14 protein-coding genes, 1 tRNA gene and 1 riboswitch are annotated in these 15716 nt (G+C 45.8%); of the genes, 5 read left to right on the top strand and 10 right to left on the bottom strand.

The features are described from left to right. Positions 1-24 precede the first annotated feature (24 nt). From DMI82_RS09530 to DMI82_RS09495, 7 genes are all read right to left on the bottom strand, one after another. Positions 25-3492, bottom strand: a complete 3468-nt coding sequence (locus tag DMI82_RS09530) for a DNA polymerase III subunit alpha (protein WP_022426228.1) — start codon at positions 3490-3492, stop codon at positions 25-27. 105 nt (positions 3493-3597) lie between these two features. Next, on the bottom strand, positions 3598-4440 hold the full coding sequence (locus tag DMI82_RS09525) for a CvfB family protein (protein WP_021652585.1): 843 nt from the start codon (positions 4438-4440) through the stop codon (positions 3598-3600). A 177-nt stretch (positions 4441-4617) separates the two neighbouring features. Beyond that, the gene (locus tag DMI82_RS09520; RefSeq protein ID WP_412405433.1) at positions 4618-6204 is read right to left on the bottom strand and encodes a Na+/H+ antiporter NhaC family protein; all 1587 of its coding nucleotides are present in this window, start codon (positions 6202-6204) and stop codon (positions 4618-4620) included. A gap of 185 nt (positions 6205-6389) precedes the next feature. Further along, positions 6390-6560, bottom strand: a riboswitch (Lysine riboswitch). A 193-nt stretch (positions 6561-6753) separates the two neighbouring features. After that, a complete protein-coding gene (locus DMI82_RS09510; RefSeq protein WP_015526736.1) occupies positions 6754-6996 on the bottom strand; it encodes a helix-turn-helix domain-containing protein in 243 nt (80 codons plus the stop codon). 204 nt (positions 6997-7200) lie between these two features. Beyond that, positions 7201-7902 (bottom strand): L-ribulose-5-phosphate 4-epimerase, encoded by a 702-nt coding sequence (locus tag DMI82_RS09505; RefSeq protein WP_110103162.1) that lies wholly within the window; start codon positions 7900-7902, stop codon positions 7201-7203. A gap of 64 nt (positions 7903-7966) precedes the next feature. Further along, complete coding sequence (locus DMI82_RS09500; RefSeq protein ID WP_021652581.1) at positions 7967-8674, bottom strand: acyl-[acyl-carrier-protein] thioesterase; 708 nt, start codon at positions 8672-8674, stop codon at positions 7967-7969. 146 nt (positions 8675-8820) lie between these two features. Further along, positions 8821-8892 (bottom strand) — tRNA-Gln (locus tag DMI82_RS09495). A 274-nt stretch (positions 8893-9166) separates the two neighbouring features. Here DMI82_RS09495 and DMI82_RS09490 point away from each other — a divergent pair. Continuing rightward, complete coding sequence (locus tag DMI82_RS09490; protein ID WP_015526739.1) at positions 9167-10627, top strand: nicotinate phosphoribosyltransferase; 1461 nt, start codon at positions 9167-9169, stop codon at positions 10625-10627. A 72-nt stretch (positions 10628-10699) separates the two neighbouring features. Further along, the gene (locus DMI82_RS09485; RefSeq protein WP_092071858.1) at positions 10700-11263 is read left to right on the top strand and encodes a M15 family metallopeptidase; all 564 of its coding nucleotides are present in this window, start codon (positions 10700-10702) and stop codon (positions 11261-11263) included. A 75-nt stretch (positions 11264-11338) separates the two neighbouring features. Here the strand turns inward: DMI82_RS09485 and DMI82_RS09480 are convergent, their stop codons facing one another. Continuing rightward, positions 11339-11887 carry a stage V sporulation T C-terminal domain-containing protein gene (locus DMI82_RS09480; RefSeq protein ID WP_015526740.1) on the bottom strand — a complete coding sequence of 183 codons (549 nt, stop codon included), beginning with the start codon at positions 11885-11887 and terminating at the stop codon, positions 11339-11341. A gap of 383 nt (positions 11888-12270) precedes the next feature. Between DMI82_RS09480 and trhA the strand changes: the two genes are divergently transcribed. Further along, on the top strand, positions 12271-12936 hold the full coding sequence (trhA, locus tag DMI82_RS09475) for a PAQR family membrane homeostasis protein TrhA (protein WP_110103161.1): 666 nt from the start codon (positions 12271-12273) through the stop codon (positions 12934-12936). A gap of 197 nt (positions 12937-13133) precedes the next feature. Here the strand turns inward: trhA and DMI82_RS09470 are convergent, their stop codons facing one another. After that, on the bottom strand, positions 13134-14231 hold the full coding sequence (locus DMI82_RS09470; protein ID WP_110103160.1) for an RNA-guided endonuclease TnpB family protein: 1098 nt from the start codon (positions 14229-14231) through the stop codon (positions 13134-13136). Then, positions 14194-14331, bottom strand: coding sequence for a hypothetical protein (locus tag DMI82_RS09465; protein ID WP_199579967.1), 138 nt, complete (start codon positions 14329-14331; stop codon positions 14194-14196). The genes DMI82_RS09470 and DMI82_RS09465 overlap by 38 nt, the downstream gene beginning before the upstream one ends. A 191-nt stretch (positions 14332-14522) precedes the next feature. Between DMI82_RS09465 and DMI82_RS09460 the strand changes: the two genes are divergently transcribed. After that, on the top strand, positions 14523-14849 hold the full coding sequence (locus DMI82_RS09460; RefSeq protein WP_129976138.1) for a hypothetical protein: 327 nt from the start codon (positions 14523-14525) through the stop codon (positions 14847-14849). After that, on the top strand, positions 14846-15664 hold the full coding sequence (locus DMI82_RS09455; protein WP_110103158.1) for an ATP-binding protein: 819 nt from the start codon (positions 14846-14848) through the stop codon (positions 15662-15664). Before DMI82_RS09460 ends, DMI82_RS09455 begins: the two co-directional genes overlap by 4 nt. Positions 15665-15716: the final 52 nt, after the last annotated feature.

Raw genomic sequence — 15716 nt, 5'->3', positions numbered from 1 at the left:
ATTCGGGTATAGTTTATAGCATTTTTATAAGTTTTTCAATACTCTCTCCACAATTTTAACATTGGAACTTCCATATTTTTTACACATGCGCTCCAGCCAGGAATCCTCGATATGGACCTGATAAGCAGGGGGAAGCTTCTTCATTGCCTTGACATCTTTGAGATAAATAACCACCGTGCTGTTTCCTCTGGATTCCATCAGATCGTCTACCAGACCGGTCTCGGCTTTTGCGTACTCTTCCCGGCTTTCAAACTGGAGCCACAGTTCTCTTGGCATATCATCAAAAAGACGGACCTTTTCCAGGATCAGCTTGCTGGCTTTGTCGTCTTCTGCGGATACTCTTCCCTGAATAAAGAGCCGGGCATCTTCATTCAGGAACATCTGGCATTTTTCGTAATCACGTGGAAATACCACAACCTCCACGGTGCCTACCAGATCTTCCACTGTAAGGAACGCCATTACCTTATTATTCTTTGTATATTTTATGGTTTTATCCGTGATCATTCCACCCACGATCACTTTCTGGTTATCGTAAACCTCCGGTATCCCTGTTTCATCATCCGGCTGAAAATCAGAAGTTTTTGCAGAGATCATTTTTTCCATCATATTCCGGTAACGCTCCAGCGGATGACCGCTGAGATAGATGCCGAGAACTTCCTTCTCAAAGGTCAGTATCGTCTCCTTCGGATATTCTGCTGCCTGTGGCATACGGATTTCAAATTCCTTTTTATCTTCTTCAGGCGCAATATCAAAAAGACTCAGCTGTCCCGCCATGGTATGCTTCTTATCCTGGTTGATACTGTCTATGATCTGCGTATAAACCGTCATTTTCTGATTCCGGTTTCCCTCCAGGCAGTCCAGCGCTCCGGCCTTGATCAGATTTTCCACAACTCTCTTGTTGATCTGGTCGATATTTCGCTCAATAAATGTTTTCAGGGAGGTATATTCTCCGTGCTCCTCACGCTCCCGCACAATCCCCTCGATTACCGGACGGCCGATACTCTTGATGGCAGAAAGTGCATAACGAATGGAACCATTGTCAACAGAAAAGCCATAAACACCATGATTGATATCCGGCGGAAGGATCCGGATCCCCATCTGGCGGCATACAGAAATATACTCGGCAACCTTGTTCGGCATTTCCACAACGGATGTCATCAGTGCAGCCATAAATTCTACCGGATAGTAATATTTGAGATATGCCGTCTGGTAGGAAACCACTGCATAAGCGGCAGCGTGAGACTTATTGAAGGCATACTTTGCAAAATCTGTCATCTCATCGTAGATCTTGTTTGCGATCTCCTCGGAAATACCGTTGGCGATACATCCCGGTACTCCCTCTTCCACGTTTCCGTAAACGAAATTCTGGCGTTCTTTTGCCATAACAGAAGCTTTTTTCTTGGACATGGCACGGCGCACCAGGTCACTTCGTCCAAGGGTGTAGCCTGCAAGCTCACGGACGATCTGCATAACCTGCTCCTGGTATACGATACAGCCATAGGTCGGCTTCAGGATCGGCTCCATCTGCGGACAGTCATAACGGATGGTATCCGGACGGTTTTTTCCGCGGATGTACTGCGGAATGAAATCCATGGGACCCGGACGGTAAAGCGAAATTCCCGCGATCACGTCCTCAAGGCTCTGAGGCTTCAGCTCCTTCATGAAGCTTTTCATTCCGGCACTCTCCAGCTGGAACACACCGTCAGTACGTCCTGTTCCGAGAGAATCCAGTACCTTTTTGTCGTTGTAGTCGATCTTTTGCATATCCAGAAGCATACCGGTACTTTTTTCCACCATTTTCACAGCATTCTGGATAACCGTCAGGGTACGGAGACCCAGGAAATCCATTTTCAGAAGTCCCAGCTCTTCCAGTGTTGTCATGGTAAACTGCGTGACAATGGAACCATCCTGTGCTCTGGAAAGGGGTACGTATTCCGATACATCCTTCTGGCTGATCACAACACCTGCCGCATGCATGGAGGTATGCCTCGGAAGCCCCTCCAGACGTTTTGCCAGATCGATCAGACGATGGATATCGTCCTGTTCCTCGTAAGCCTTGCGAAACTCCGGATTCATTCCCAGTGCCTTGTCAATGGTGATATTCAGCTCCTGTGGGATCATCTTGGCGATGGTGTCCACCTGGGCATAAGGCATATCCAGAACACGGCCTACATCACGAATGACACCGCGGGCTGCCAGTGTACCGAAGGTAACGATCTGAACCACGCAGTCATCACCATATTTTCTTCTTACATAATCAATAACCTCCTGTCTCCGTTCGAAGCAGAAATCCACATCGATATCCGGCATGGATACTCGCTCCGGATTCAGGAAACGTTCAAAGAGCAGATCATACCGGATCGGGTCCAGCTGGGTGATCCCAAGTGTATAGGCAACCAGGCTTCCTGCGGCAGAACCTCGTCCCGGACCGACCATGATATCGTTGTCCCTAGCATATTTGATAAAATCCCATACAATGAGAAAGTAATCTACATACCCCATGTTTTTGATCGTAGACAGCTCATAATCCAGGCGCTTTTTCAGCTCCTCTGTTACCGGATGATAACGCTGCTCAAGTCCCTCATGGCAAAGCTTGTTCAGATATTCCCAGGAGGTAAATCCGTCCGGCACATCATATTTCGGCAGCTTGGTCACACCAAATTCAATCTCCACATGACATCTCTCCGCGATCCTGTGCGTATTTTCCAGCGCTTCCAGCGCATATGGAAAAAGCCTCGCCATCTCCTCCGGCGATTTCACATAATACTGGCCACCCTCATAGCGCATTCTGTTCTCATCGCTGAGCTTTTTCTGAGTCTGCAGACAAAGAAGAACATCATGTGGTTCCGCATCCTCTGCCATAGTGTAATGCACATCATTGGTGGCAACCAAATCGATCCCCGTCTCTCTGTGCATACGGAGAAGCTGCTGGTTTACAGTCTGCTGCTCCGGGATCCCATGATCCTGAAGCTCCAGAAAGAAATTTCCTTTTCCGAAAATATCCTGGTAACGTAATGCCGCGATCTTGGCATCCTCATACATTCCACGTGCAAGATATCTGGCGACCTCTCCCGCCAGGCAGGCACTTAAGGCAATGATACCCTCGTGATATTTTTCCAGAAGCTCCAGATCCACACGTGGCTTGTAATAAAACCCTTCCACGAATGCCTTGGATACAATTTTCATCAGGTTGCTGTATCCCTGATTATTCTCAGCCAGCAGGACCAGATGATAATAACGGTCATCCCCACTTCCCACTTCTCTGTCAAAACGGGAGCCCGGAGCCACATAAACCTCACATCCGAGGATCGGATTGATCCCGGCTTCTCTTGCAGCTCTGTAAAAATCAATCACACCATACATAACGCCATGATCGGTGATCGCCGCACTGTCCATACCCAGCTCTTTTACTCTGGCTACATATTCTTTGATCTTATTGGAGCCATCCAGAAGGCTGTATTCTGTATGGACATGTAAATGTGTAAACTCCAAATTTATTCTCCTTATCGTAAAAAACAGGGCTCCGGATCCTCCCCGCTCTGCACTTTTCTCTGAACGTGCCGGAGCGTGTCTGATCCGGAGCCGGTCAACACCTTGTTATTTTTTAATGTAGATCCTCTTGTCACGGATCTCTACTTTTCCTTCCTTCATCAGATGACCGACTGCACGCTTGAATGCGTTCTTACTGAGGCCAAACTCTCTCTTGATGACTTCCGGTGAGGCATGATCATCAAATGGCAACACCCCTGCAAATTCCTCGATCACGCTGAATACGCTCTCTGCATCCTCGTTGATCTGGATGTAAGCCTTCTGGCGGTCACTGACGTTCATCTTGCCATCCTCTTTCACCTCTGTGACACGAAGATCAAGAATAGCTCCCGGTCTGTACTTGCCTGTTGCCTCCCGTGCCGGGATCAGAGCGGAATATTTATCATCTACCGCAACAAAAACGCCGAAATTCCCACTGATCTCATAGACACGCCCCTTTACCGAATCTCCCGGTACATAAGGAGTTCTGGTGGAAAGATAATGATACACCTTCATGGTTGCACAGAGTCTGCTGCTCTTATCTACATAAAGAGCTACCAGACACTCCTCACCTTCACGGACCCGGTTGGTCTGCTCATGATACGGAAGAAGAAGATCCTTCTCCAGTCCCCAGTCAAGAAAAGCACCGATCCTGGTGACCTGTTTTACCTTAAGGACTGCTGTCTGTCCTACCTGAAGCATCGGCTCACGGGTAGTTGCGATCAGTCTGTCCTGGGAATCCTTATAGATGAATACTTCGATCTCATCACCTGCTTTGGTTCCTTCCGGTACCTGTTTGGACGGAAGAAGCACCCGCTCATTCTGAGGTGCGTTTCGATCCTCTCCAAGATATATTCCGAAATCCACGGTTTTTACAACCAGTAATTTCTGTTTTTTACCTAATTCTATCATTCTTACTCCTGTTCCTTAAAACTATATATGATCATTTACTATTTGCTGTCTGTCCTGCATTATAACATAAGAGAATTATTATAGAAAGCACAAAAAAGGCAGCTTCGGAAATTTCTTTCCGTCACTGCCTTTTATTTGCCATTCATGGGGGAATCTGCCCCACATTGGGTCAGTCTGTTATTCTGTTGGTTTCTCAACCGGCATCGGGTTCATCATTTTAATGACAAAAAGTACGATCAGCATCAGCACGATTCCCACCGGAAGAGCGATCCATGCTGTTTTTACAAAGCCTGCAACAATATAAGTTACAAAGGATACTGCCGCAGCCAGGATCGCATACGGGAGCTGTGTGGAAACGTGAGTCACATGATCACACTGTGCTCCTGCGGAAGCCATGATCGTTGTATCAGAGATCGGTGAGCAGTGGTCTCCGCAAACCGCACCTGCCATGCAGGCGGACATGGAAATGATCATCATCTCAGGACTGGATTTCTCAAATACCGCAACAACGATCGGGATCAAGATACCAAAGGTTCCCCAGGAAGTACCTGTAGCAAATGCAAGTCCGCATCCAACCAGGAAAATAATGGCCGGAAGGATAACTTCAATACCACCGGCAACAGAACGCATGGCTTCTTCTACGAATACCGCTGCACCAAGTGAGTCTGTCATAGCCTTCAGTGTCCATGCAAAGGTCAGGATCATGATCGCCGGTACCATAGCCTTGAAGCCTTCCGGGATGCATCCCATACAGTCTCTGAAATTGATCACACGGCGGATCATATAGAAAATAATGGCAAACACCAGACCAAAAGCACTTCCCATTGCAAGGCCTGTAGAGGCATCACTCTGTGAAAATGCGGTAACAAAATCTGTTCCGCTGAAAAATCCTCCTGTATAGATCATACTGATGACACAGCAGATAACAAGCATAACGATCGGGATCACAAGATCGATCACCTTTCCTCTCGGATTCGGTGTCTCATCATCCGTTGCATTCTCATACGGTCTTGCAGATGTTGTATAAAGATCTCCGTTCAGAGCATTGATCTCATGTGTTCTCATGGCACCAAACTCGGTTTTCATCAGTACCATGCCAACCATCATTACAATCGTAAGGATCGCGTAAAAGTTATACGGGATGGTTCTTACAAAAATCGCAAGTCCATCCTGTCCCTCTACGAATCCGCTGACTGCAGCAGCCCAGGATGAGATCGGTGCGATGATACATACCGGAGCGGCTGTCGCATCGATCAGGTATGCAAATTTCGCTCTGGATACGTGATGTCTGTCAGTTACCGGACGCATAACGCTTCCTACTGTCAGGCAGTTAAAATAATCGTCAATGAAGATCAGGATTCCAAGGATGATCGCTGCAAGCTCTGCACCCACACGCGTGTGGATCTTTTTGCTGGCCCATCGTCCGAATGCGGCGGAGCCGCCGGCCTTGTTCATCATACATACCACAGATCCCAGGATTACCAGGAAGATCAGGATACCTACGTTATAGCTGTCAGAAAGAACCTTGATGATTCCTCCCTCAAAAATCTGTGTTACCGTTCCTTCAAATTTAAATCCGGAATAGATCAGTGCTCCTACTACAATTCCCACAAACAGAGAACTGTATACTTCTTTTGTGATCAGTGCAAGGACGATCGCAACAAGAGGTGGAAGCAGTGCCCAGATCGTTGCATACAGAGCAGGCTGGTAAGTCTCCTCCGCATCCGCAGCCAGCACAGTCAGGGGACTTGCCAGTGCGCCCATGAATACCATTGCCATAACAGACAATGCTGTTCCTGCTTTTTTACTCATTTTTCTCCTCCCTTTTCGGGGACAAAAAAACGGAGGCTGTCTCTTCTTAAGAACACCTCCGGTTAAATAATCCTTATTTAACTAATAGCCTGTCAGAAAATCTCCATTCAGCATATTAAATGCAGATCTCCCGAAGTGCTACCGATAGCGCTCCACATCCGTGACAGTACAACGCATATTCTGCGTTATCCCAGCACCCTGTCATCTGGCCTTCCAGAGCACTTCGGCAAATTTTCCTTTCTTTATGAACAGCCTGCCAGGGCCTTGCATCCATAAATACTGATAAAATCCGCGCCTCTATCTTCTTATCCGTGACCGTTTGCCCTCCGCAGGACTTCCCGGCCATCTTTTTTTCTTTATACTGTAGCAGTTTCCGACATAAATATCAAGTAGTTTACACAGATTCCTGCCATTCAGACCAATATTGTTACTTTTCACTCCGTTTTCAGTAACACGCTTCGCGGAATATTACCAGCGAACTGTAATCCAATATTGCCTTATTTACTGCTCATTCAGCAGCCACTTCACATCCACTCCCAGCACCTTTGCAAACACCCGCAGTTCATAATCTGCCACAAAACGTTCTCCTCCTTCGATCCGGCTGATACTGTCACGCTCCAGCATCACTCCTTCCACCTGCATTTTTGCGGCCAACGCAGATTGCGACATCCGTTTCATATTCCTCATCTGGCGTATTTTTTCTCCGGAAACATTCTTTTTTCCTTGATAAGTGTATATTTTCATCCTGCCACCTATTTTAATAAATGTGTTAATGTTCTGCATTTTTCTTGACATTAGCACATATTTCGGCGGCACCTGTGTTAAAGGTCAGCAAATCTGACATTTTTTGCATTTTTTGACAAAAAATGCCGCGGTACTGTTCCGCGGCATTTCCACTCAAGCGGATATTGACGATCCACCATCGGGTCAAACTGTTTTTTCTTCTGATCAGTCTTCCTGGTCTACCTGACCATAATATGCATTTGCACCATGTTTTCTGTAGTAATGTTTATCCTGAAGCTCCTGCGGCGCCGGTTTTACATCCGGATTGATCAGCTCGCAGCGAGATGCCAGCTTGGCAACCTCCTCAAGAACAACTGCGTTATGAACTGCCTCATGAGCATCCTTACCCCAGGTAAAAGGTCCGTGGTTCTTGCACAGCACGGCCGGTACTGCTTCATAATCTTTATTCTTGAAATAATCCGCAATGAGGACTCCTGTATTTTTCTCATATGCCTCTTCGATCTCTCTTTTGGTCAGATTACGCACACATGGTACTTCTCCGTAAATGTAATCTGCATGTGTGGTTCCATAACACGGGATCGATCTGCCTGCCTGCGCCCAGCTTGTTGCCCAGGATGAGTGGGTATGTACGATACCGCCGATATTCGGAAACGCTCTGTAAAGAACTGCATGTGTCGGTGTATCAGAGGATGGATTGTATCTTCCTTCTACTTTATTTCCATCAAGATCTACCACTACCATGTCTTCCGGTGTCAGCTTGTCATAATCCACACCACTTGGCTTGATCACAAAAAGTCCCTGCTCCCTGTCGATCCCGCTGACATTTCCCCATGTAAAGGTAACAAGACCATATTTTGGCAGATCCATATTTGCTCTGTAAACTTCTTCTTTTAATTTTTCAAGCATAGCGCGCCCTCCTTTTACGGTATAGTTGTTTCAAAAACGATGTACTAATCTCTACCGCCTATATTTATTTTGTAAACTCAACTACTGCGTAAGGTTCTTTATCCTCCGCGTTGAGAACTACAGCTTCTTTATTTTCTGTCATATATACTTCCGGAATGATAACATTATCCAGTACTGCCTGACGTTTATATTCAGCACGAAGCTGACCAACTTTAAAATCCTCAGGCAGATGATCCGCTGCCATCCGGATATACTGACAGTTGTTCACATGATGATTGGTGTCCAGATGATGCTTCTGTACGGAAAAAGCATTCTGCACTTCCCGTTCCTTCGGAAGCGCGATCTTTCTTGGTGCATAATCCATCTCTATTTTTTCGCCCAGATCATAGGGATCTGTATCTGCCGGTGTTAGCTTTTCCGGAAGACCGGTTTCTGTATTGATAAAGGACCAGTAGGAATTGGCCCATGCCAGCTTCTCACCATCCATTGTCTCAAGAATAAAATTACGCATTCCGATAAATCCACGGAATCCATAAGGAATTGTTGTTACTTTTATATTTTCACCAAGCTTCGGATATCGCTTCACGATCACCTGCCATGCAGAAAGTACCCAGGCTCTTTTCTGTTCCTTTAATACTTCCATGCCGACTCCTGTCTGCTCGGATTCAAAGGTACAGCAATCCTGAAAATAATCCAGAACTCCCGGCAGCGTCAGACATCCATCTTCTCCGATCTCACTGAATCTTACTCGACTCTCAAAACTGTAACTCATTCATGCCTCCTGTCATACTGTCTATACTTTATTGTAACACTTGGCAGGAAGAAACGCACTTGTTTTTTTTGGGGCGCAGCGGATTGCGAATATCTTCTTATTTTTGAGTACAAAAAAAGTACCTCGTAACTGAGGTACTTAAGAAGCAGGGCTACAAGGATTCGAACCTTGAACTGACGGAGTCAGAGTCCGTTGCCTTACCGTTTGGCGATAGCCCTATGTGTTTTGTTTTTCGCTTGCCTTATCGCTTGCGACGGATGTTATTATATAACAGCTTTTTTGAAATTGCAACCCCTTTTTTTAATTTTTTTTATTTTTTTCAAAATTTCTTAAACTGCTGTTAAAACTCCTTATTATATGCGGGTTTACACAGTAAAAAAAATTTTACAATCCACTCCTTTGTGTTATAATAAGCCGTATAATAAAAAGAGCGGAAACAACCGTGTATTTCCCTCCGGTCACAATATCCGGAGGCATCCAAAGGAGAACGCTATGCGAGCAAATAACCTTACTCTGCTCACGGACCTCTATGAGCTTACCATGATGCAGGGATATTTCAAAAACCCTACCAACCAGACCGTTGTCTTTGACATGTTCTACCGCAACAATCCGTGCGATGGCGGTTTTGCCATCTGTGCAGGACTGGAGCAGATGATCGAATACATCGAAAATCTCCGTTTCTCAGAAGAAGACATTACCTATCTGAGAAGTCTTGGCATCTTTGAGGATGATTTCCTTGAGTATTTGAGCAACTTCAGATTCACCGGTGATATCTACGCAATTCCGGAGGGAACCGTGATCTTCCCGAGAGAGCCAATGGTCAAGGTTATCGCACCGATCATGGAAGCTCAGCTTGTAGAGACGGCCATCCTGAACATTATGAACCATCAGAGTCTTATTGCCACTAAGGCAGCACGTGTATGCCACGCAGCCAAGGGCGATCCCATCATGGAATTCGGTCTTCGCCGTGCCCAGGGTCCGGACGCCGGAATCTTCGGTGCCAGAGCTGCAGTGATCGGCGGATGTGCCGGTACTTCCAACGTACTGACCGGCCAGATGTTTAACGTTCCGGTTCTCGGAACACATGCTCATTCCTGGATCATGAGTTTCCCGGATGAGTACACAGCCTTTAAGACCTATGCGAGACTTTACCCGAATTCCTGTACTCTTCTGGTTGACACCTACGATGTCCTGAAATCCGGTGTTCCCAATGCGATCCGTGTATTTGAGGAGATGCGTGAGGAAGGTATCCAGCTGAAGAACTATGGAATCCGTATCGACAGCGGTGATCTTGCATATCTTTCCAAAAAAGCTTACAAGATGCTGGCTGCTGCCGGTTTCGATGATGCTACCATTTCCGCATCCAGCGATCTTGATGAATATCTTATCGAAAGCCTGAAGGCCCAGGATGCCAAGATCAATTCCTGGGGCGTCGGAACCAAGCTGATCACAGCCGATAACAATCCGGCATTCGGCGGCGTATATAAACTTGCCGCTGTAAAGGACGCTGACAGCGATGCCTTCCAGCCGAAGATCAAGCTTTCCGAAAACACAGAAAAGGTTACCAACCCGGGCAACAAGACTGTATACCGTATCTACAGCAAGAAGACCGGCAAGATCAAGGCCGATCTGATCTGCCTTGCAGATGAGAAATTCGATCCGGAAGAAACTATGGTGATCTTCGACCCGGTTGACACTTGGAAAAAGACCAAGGTTCTTGGCGGAACCTACGAACTCCGTGAGCTCCTTGTTCCGGTAATTAAAGATGGTAAGAGCGTTTACAAGTCTCCATCTGTCATGGAACTCCGCGACTACTGCAAACAGGAGCAGAACACACTGTGGGATGAATCCAGACGTTTCGTTAATCCGCAGAAGGTTTATGTAGATCTCTCCCAGTCACTCTATGACATGAAGAAGGCTCTCCTGGAAGAAATGAGTGAAAAAGAGCTCTGATAAACAGAAATAAGCATTCATAAACCCTCCTTTCTTATCATAAGCTTATGGATAAGGAAAGGAGGGTTTTTATTGCACAGAGAATTTTATACCCGGCTGATCAGTAGGGAGCATCCTCTGCCGGAAGCTTTTGTGCCGGAACATCTTATCGATATCGGACTTCCATTTGAAGCAGCACCGGGAGATCCGAAGCGGCTTCTGGAGTATCAGGCTGCAAAAGCCGCTTCCCAGCTTTTCCATGCCTGTCACAGATGCGGTCTGAACCTGTGGGCAGTTTCCGGATATCGTTCCTACCAGCGACAGAAGGAGCTTTTTACAGGAAGTCCTTTCGTTGCAGAGCCAGGAACAAGTGAGCACCAGAGCGGACTTGCTCTGGATGTATCCTGCCCTTCCATCCATATGGAGCTCTCCGAAAGGTTTTCCGCAACAGGAGAAGGCCGCTGGCTGAAAAAGAACGCTCCGCTCTATGGTTTTATCCTCCGGTACCCCAAAAGCAAAGAGGAGATCACCGGCATCCCTTACGAGCCATGGCACATCCGCTATGTGACAAAACCTCTGGCTTCCTGGCTCACTATCACAAATCTGACTCTGGAAGAATACCACTGCTTTCCTTCCCGGTGTCCGCACCCTCCCTAATCTGCAGCTCCTGGCATCTGCATCTGATGTTTATATCTTGATCTGCACACATTTTTCTGTACATCTGATGCACTTTTACTGCTCCATCTGTCTGCCAAGAAAACCGGCTGCTGTGCGGATAAGGGCACGTTCTGTGTCTCCCAGTGCTGTTTTTTCACTTTTAGTCAGAAGGATCACTGCTCCAATAGCGTCACTCGCACACAGGATCGGCTGTATCATTTTCTGGCAAAATGAATCCATAGCGTCGGAAATGACTGATATATTTTCCCTGCTGTCCTGACTGACCATTCTGCCTTTCCTGCCGGCAATGACTGCATCCAGATCAGAACTGATCTCTTTTCCTTCCAGTTCCCGGCTTCCGCTGCCGCATGCCGCCACGACCTGATCACGATCTGTAATACAGGCAGTCAGTCCGGTGGTCTGTACCAGCGCTTCTGCATATTCCGCAGCAAACGTATTCAGCTCTCCAATGGGCGAATATTTTTTCAGGATGATCTGTCCTTCCCTGTCTGTAAAAATCTCCAGTGGCGTTCCTTCCTTGATCCGCAGTGTCTTTCGTATCTCTTTTGGAATCACAACCCTGCCCAGATCATCGATCCTGCGAACAATTCCCGTTGCTTTCATCTTCCTGAATTCCTCCTGTATTTTCTGTTCATTGTACGTCAATGTTATGTTAACTATTTGTTTTTCATATGGTTATTATGCGAAAAACTGGGAGAAATATGCATAAAAATCTCTTATTTATCTGTCGCAGGAGCCGCATTGTCGTATGCCTGCTGCAGAAATAAATCCTGATAAAATTTTTTTCGAAAATAGGGGTTGCATTTTTGAATAATAGTGGTATAGTATTCATATACTTGATATGTAGTTTTGAATACTACATGTTATTTTATCAGTTTCTACATTATTACATCGTAAACTGTCGCAATGATCCGTCATTGATGAACCGATCTTGAAGTTGTCCATATGATATAAACAGCAGATTTTTTTGCAGGAGGTGTTTTTATATGAAATTTAAATTAAAAGATCCAGGAAGCGCCATAACCCACGGAATCGGCATGCTTCTTGCCGTGGCCGGAGCCACTCCGCTGATCGTGAAGGCGGCCAGAAGTGCAGATGTTCTCCATGTTTTTGCAGTAAGTGTTTTTATCCTTACCATGATCCTTCTTTACCTGGCAAGCACACTTTACCATTCCGTAAGCTCCACAGCCAAGGTGAACCGCCGTCTGAAAAAAATGGATCACATGATGATCTTCGTGATGATCGCCGGCAGCTACACTCCTGTATGCCTGATCGTTCTCCACGGACGCACCGGCTATATCCTCTGTGCCCTCGTATGGACCGTTGCCATCATCGGAATGATCCTCAAGGGCTGCTGGATCAACTGCCCAAAATGGCTTTCCTCTGTGATCTACATTGGAATGGGCTGGCTGTGTGTACTTGCTTTTGTTCCGATCTTCCACAATCTGCCCCGTGCAGGCTTCGGATGGCTCCTTGCCGGCGGCATCATCTATACCATCGGCGGTGTGATCTATGCGCTGAAGCTTCCGATCTTCAATGCGAAGCATAAGAATTTCGGCTCCCACGAAGTATTTCATGTCTTTGTGATGCTGGGAAGTGTGTGCCATTTTGTTGTAATGTATTTCTTTGTAGCCGGTATGGCGATCCACTGAGTTACTCTGTGATCAGCTAGATAACAATCTCACCTTTCGGATACCGTGACATGCTCCCCCCACTTAAATCTTACGATTTTGAAGTGGGGGCTTCCTGCTCGATTACCCTTTAGGGCAAAGCTAAAACAGGCTATCCCCGCGTGTCCCGCGGTTTTGTTTTTTATGTTTATCCGGTTACGGATTTTTTTCTTGTGCCGTCAGGCACATTCTTTATAGATTCTTTTTCCTTCTTCACGGATGTTGACTGCTGCATTCACATCCCGGTCCATCCTATTTCCACATTCACAAACATACATTCTATCCGACAATGCCAGTTCCTTTTTCTTATGTCCGCATACACTGCAGATCTTGCTGGATGCAAAATAACGGTCTACTTTTATAAGATGTTTTCCGCATTCTTCCAGCTTGTATCCCAGCATGAACAGAAACTGACCGTACCCGTTATCCTGCACACCTTTCCCAAGGTGCAGCCCTCCGGACATTCCCTTCATATTCAGATCTTCCACACATACTGCATCATATCTTTCCGCAAGCTCCCTACTGAGCTTATGCTGGAAATCTTTTCTCTGGTTCTTTATCTTTTCATGACATAAAGCTACCCTTTTTTTCTGTTTCTGATAGTTCCGGCTTCCTTTTTCACAGTGGGAGAGCTTTCTCTGTTCTCTTGCAAGTTTTTTCTCTGCTTTTCTGTAAAACATAGGGTACCCGGCTCTTTCTCCTGTAGAAAATACACACATTCCCTGCATGGCAAAATCGATCCCAAGAAATCTCTCTGCCGGTCTTTTTTCCACTGTTTGGTTCTCACAGCAGAACAAAAGGCTGGCAAAATATTTCCCGGATGGCTCACGGCTCACAGTTACAGACTTCAGTTTCCAGTCTGATGGAATCTGACGGTGAAGTTTTATCCTTATGACGGACATCTTTGGAAGTTTCAGATGGGTATCCTGCAAAAGGATATTTCCGTTTAGTGCATTGGTCGTATATGAATTTCTTGCATGCTTCTTTGATTTATAACGCGGAAATCCGCAGGCTGGTTCCCGAAAAAACTTCCGGAACGCACTTTCCAGATGCAGTTGCGCATTCGCCAGGGCAAGGGAATCCACCTCCTTCAGCCATGGATATTCCTTTTTATATCCGGCCGGTGTGTTCCGGAGCATCTTTTTTTCTTTCTGGTAATAGCTGATCTTATCTGCAAGCATCTGGTTATAGATAAAGCGGCTGCAGCCGATTGTTTGCTCTATCTGAACTCTCTGCTCTTTATTTGGATAGATCCTTATTTTTACGGCGCGGTTCATTCTTCTCACCCTGGCTTTCTATATACTGCCGTATCGTTTCAATCGTTGCTCCGCCTGCACTGAGCAGACCGAAGATCTGACCCCAGAATGCATCTTTCATGGTCTAACTCCATTATATTTATCATCCTTTTTCTTATATCGACGGATATGTATTTATGAACTAATTGTTCTTTTCAGTATACTACATCAGGGAAGAGAGAACAAGTGTTTCTTTTATACTATAGAGATTTTTTTGAGCAGATATGCTCAGATGTGCAATTCATCTCACCACCTGAAGAGGTGGGAGAATTCTTGCTACATTTGTTAAAATGGCTGATCGTATTGTACTGGTTTCTCAATCTTCTCTGCTGTCTGATCATAGCCAGGGCTTTTCACAACATTTCTCTCAGAGAAAAAAGACACGAACTGTTGGTTCAGCAGATGAGTTTTCTTCAGAAACAGCTAGAATATACAACCGAAATGGAACAAGAATATCAATCTGTGCGAAAATGGAATCACGATATGGAAAACCATCTCTTTTCACTGAATTATCTGATCCGCACCCAAAAATATCTTGAGGCAGATGTATATCTAGAAACAATTCTTTCAGAACTTCCGCCGGAAAAGAGGACTTTATGAAACGAGGCTTTACTATTCTTTTTATAGAACTTTTCTGTGTTCAGGCATCTCTTTTCCTGGGAGCTCTGCTACAGGAATATGCTCTGTTTTGCCAGATAATGCTTCTCTTTTTTCTGGCCCTCACTTACCGCAGGATCTACCTTCTTGCCAGACGATCGCTCAAAAATGCTCAGGAAGAGGCAAAATTTCAGGCTCTTCAGAAGCAGGAACAGTTACAGAAAGAACAGGAGCAGCTGTTTGTTTACAGAAAGCAGGAGACTCTAGAATTCCAGCAGTCTACCATCCGGAAACTTGAGACACTTCAGAATTACCTGAAAACGAACGAATATGATAAGATCCAGGACTACCTGCCTGCCATAACCGATGATTTTCAGAGAGAACGTTTCCATCCCATCTGTCAGGACAGCCTGATCAACGCCATCCTTGCGGACAAAAGATTTCTTGCCATGCAGAAAAATATCAAAGTTACCTACGAGGTTCTTCTTCCGGAGAAATCCAATATTCCCTCTTCGGAACTGAGCAGTATATTTTTCAACCTGCTGGATAATGGAATAGAAAGCTGCAACGCTTCCGGTTCTGAAGCACCGTTTATCTCTGTAACATCAAAAATGTCCGCCGGTTTTCTTACTGTCCACATGAAAAACAGCAAAGATCCGGCACAACCATTCAACCACAAAACATCAAAAAAAGATATCCCCAACCATGGATTCGGTCTGTCCATAATTGAAGATATCTGTGCAAAAAATGATGGTAGCTGTCAGTGGATCGACAATGGAGATACCTTTGATTCAGTTGTTATGCTGAGATACCAATAAGATTCAGCAGAACATACATATCCTTATCTTTCAGTTCCGCTGCATAATGCTC

The organism is Blautia sp. BCRC 81119 (assembly GCF_003184505.1).
GTDB lineage: Bacteria > Bacillota > Clostridia > Lachnospirales > Lachnospiraceae > Blautia_A > Blautia_A fusiformis.
The sequence above is the reverse complement of the archived record's forward strand: the minus strand, read 5'-3'. Positions and strand labels throughout refer to the sequence as shown.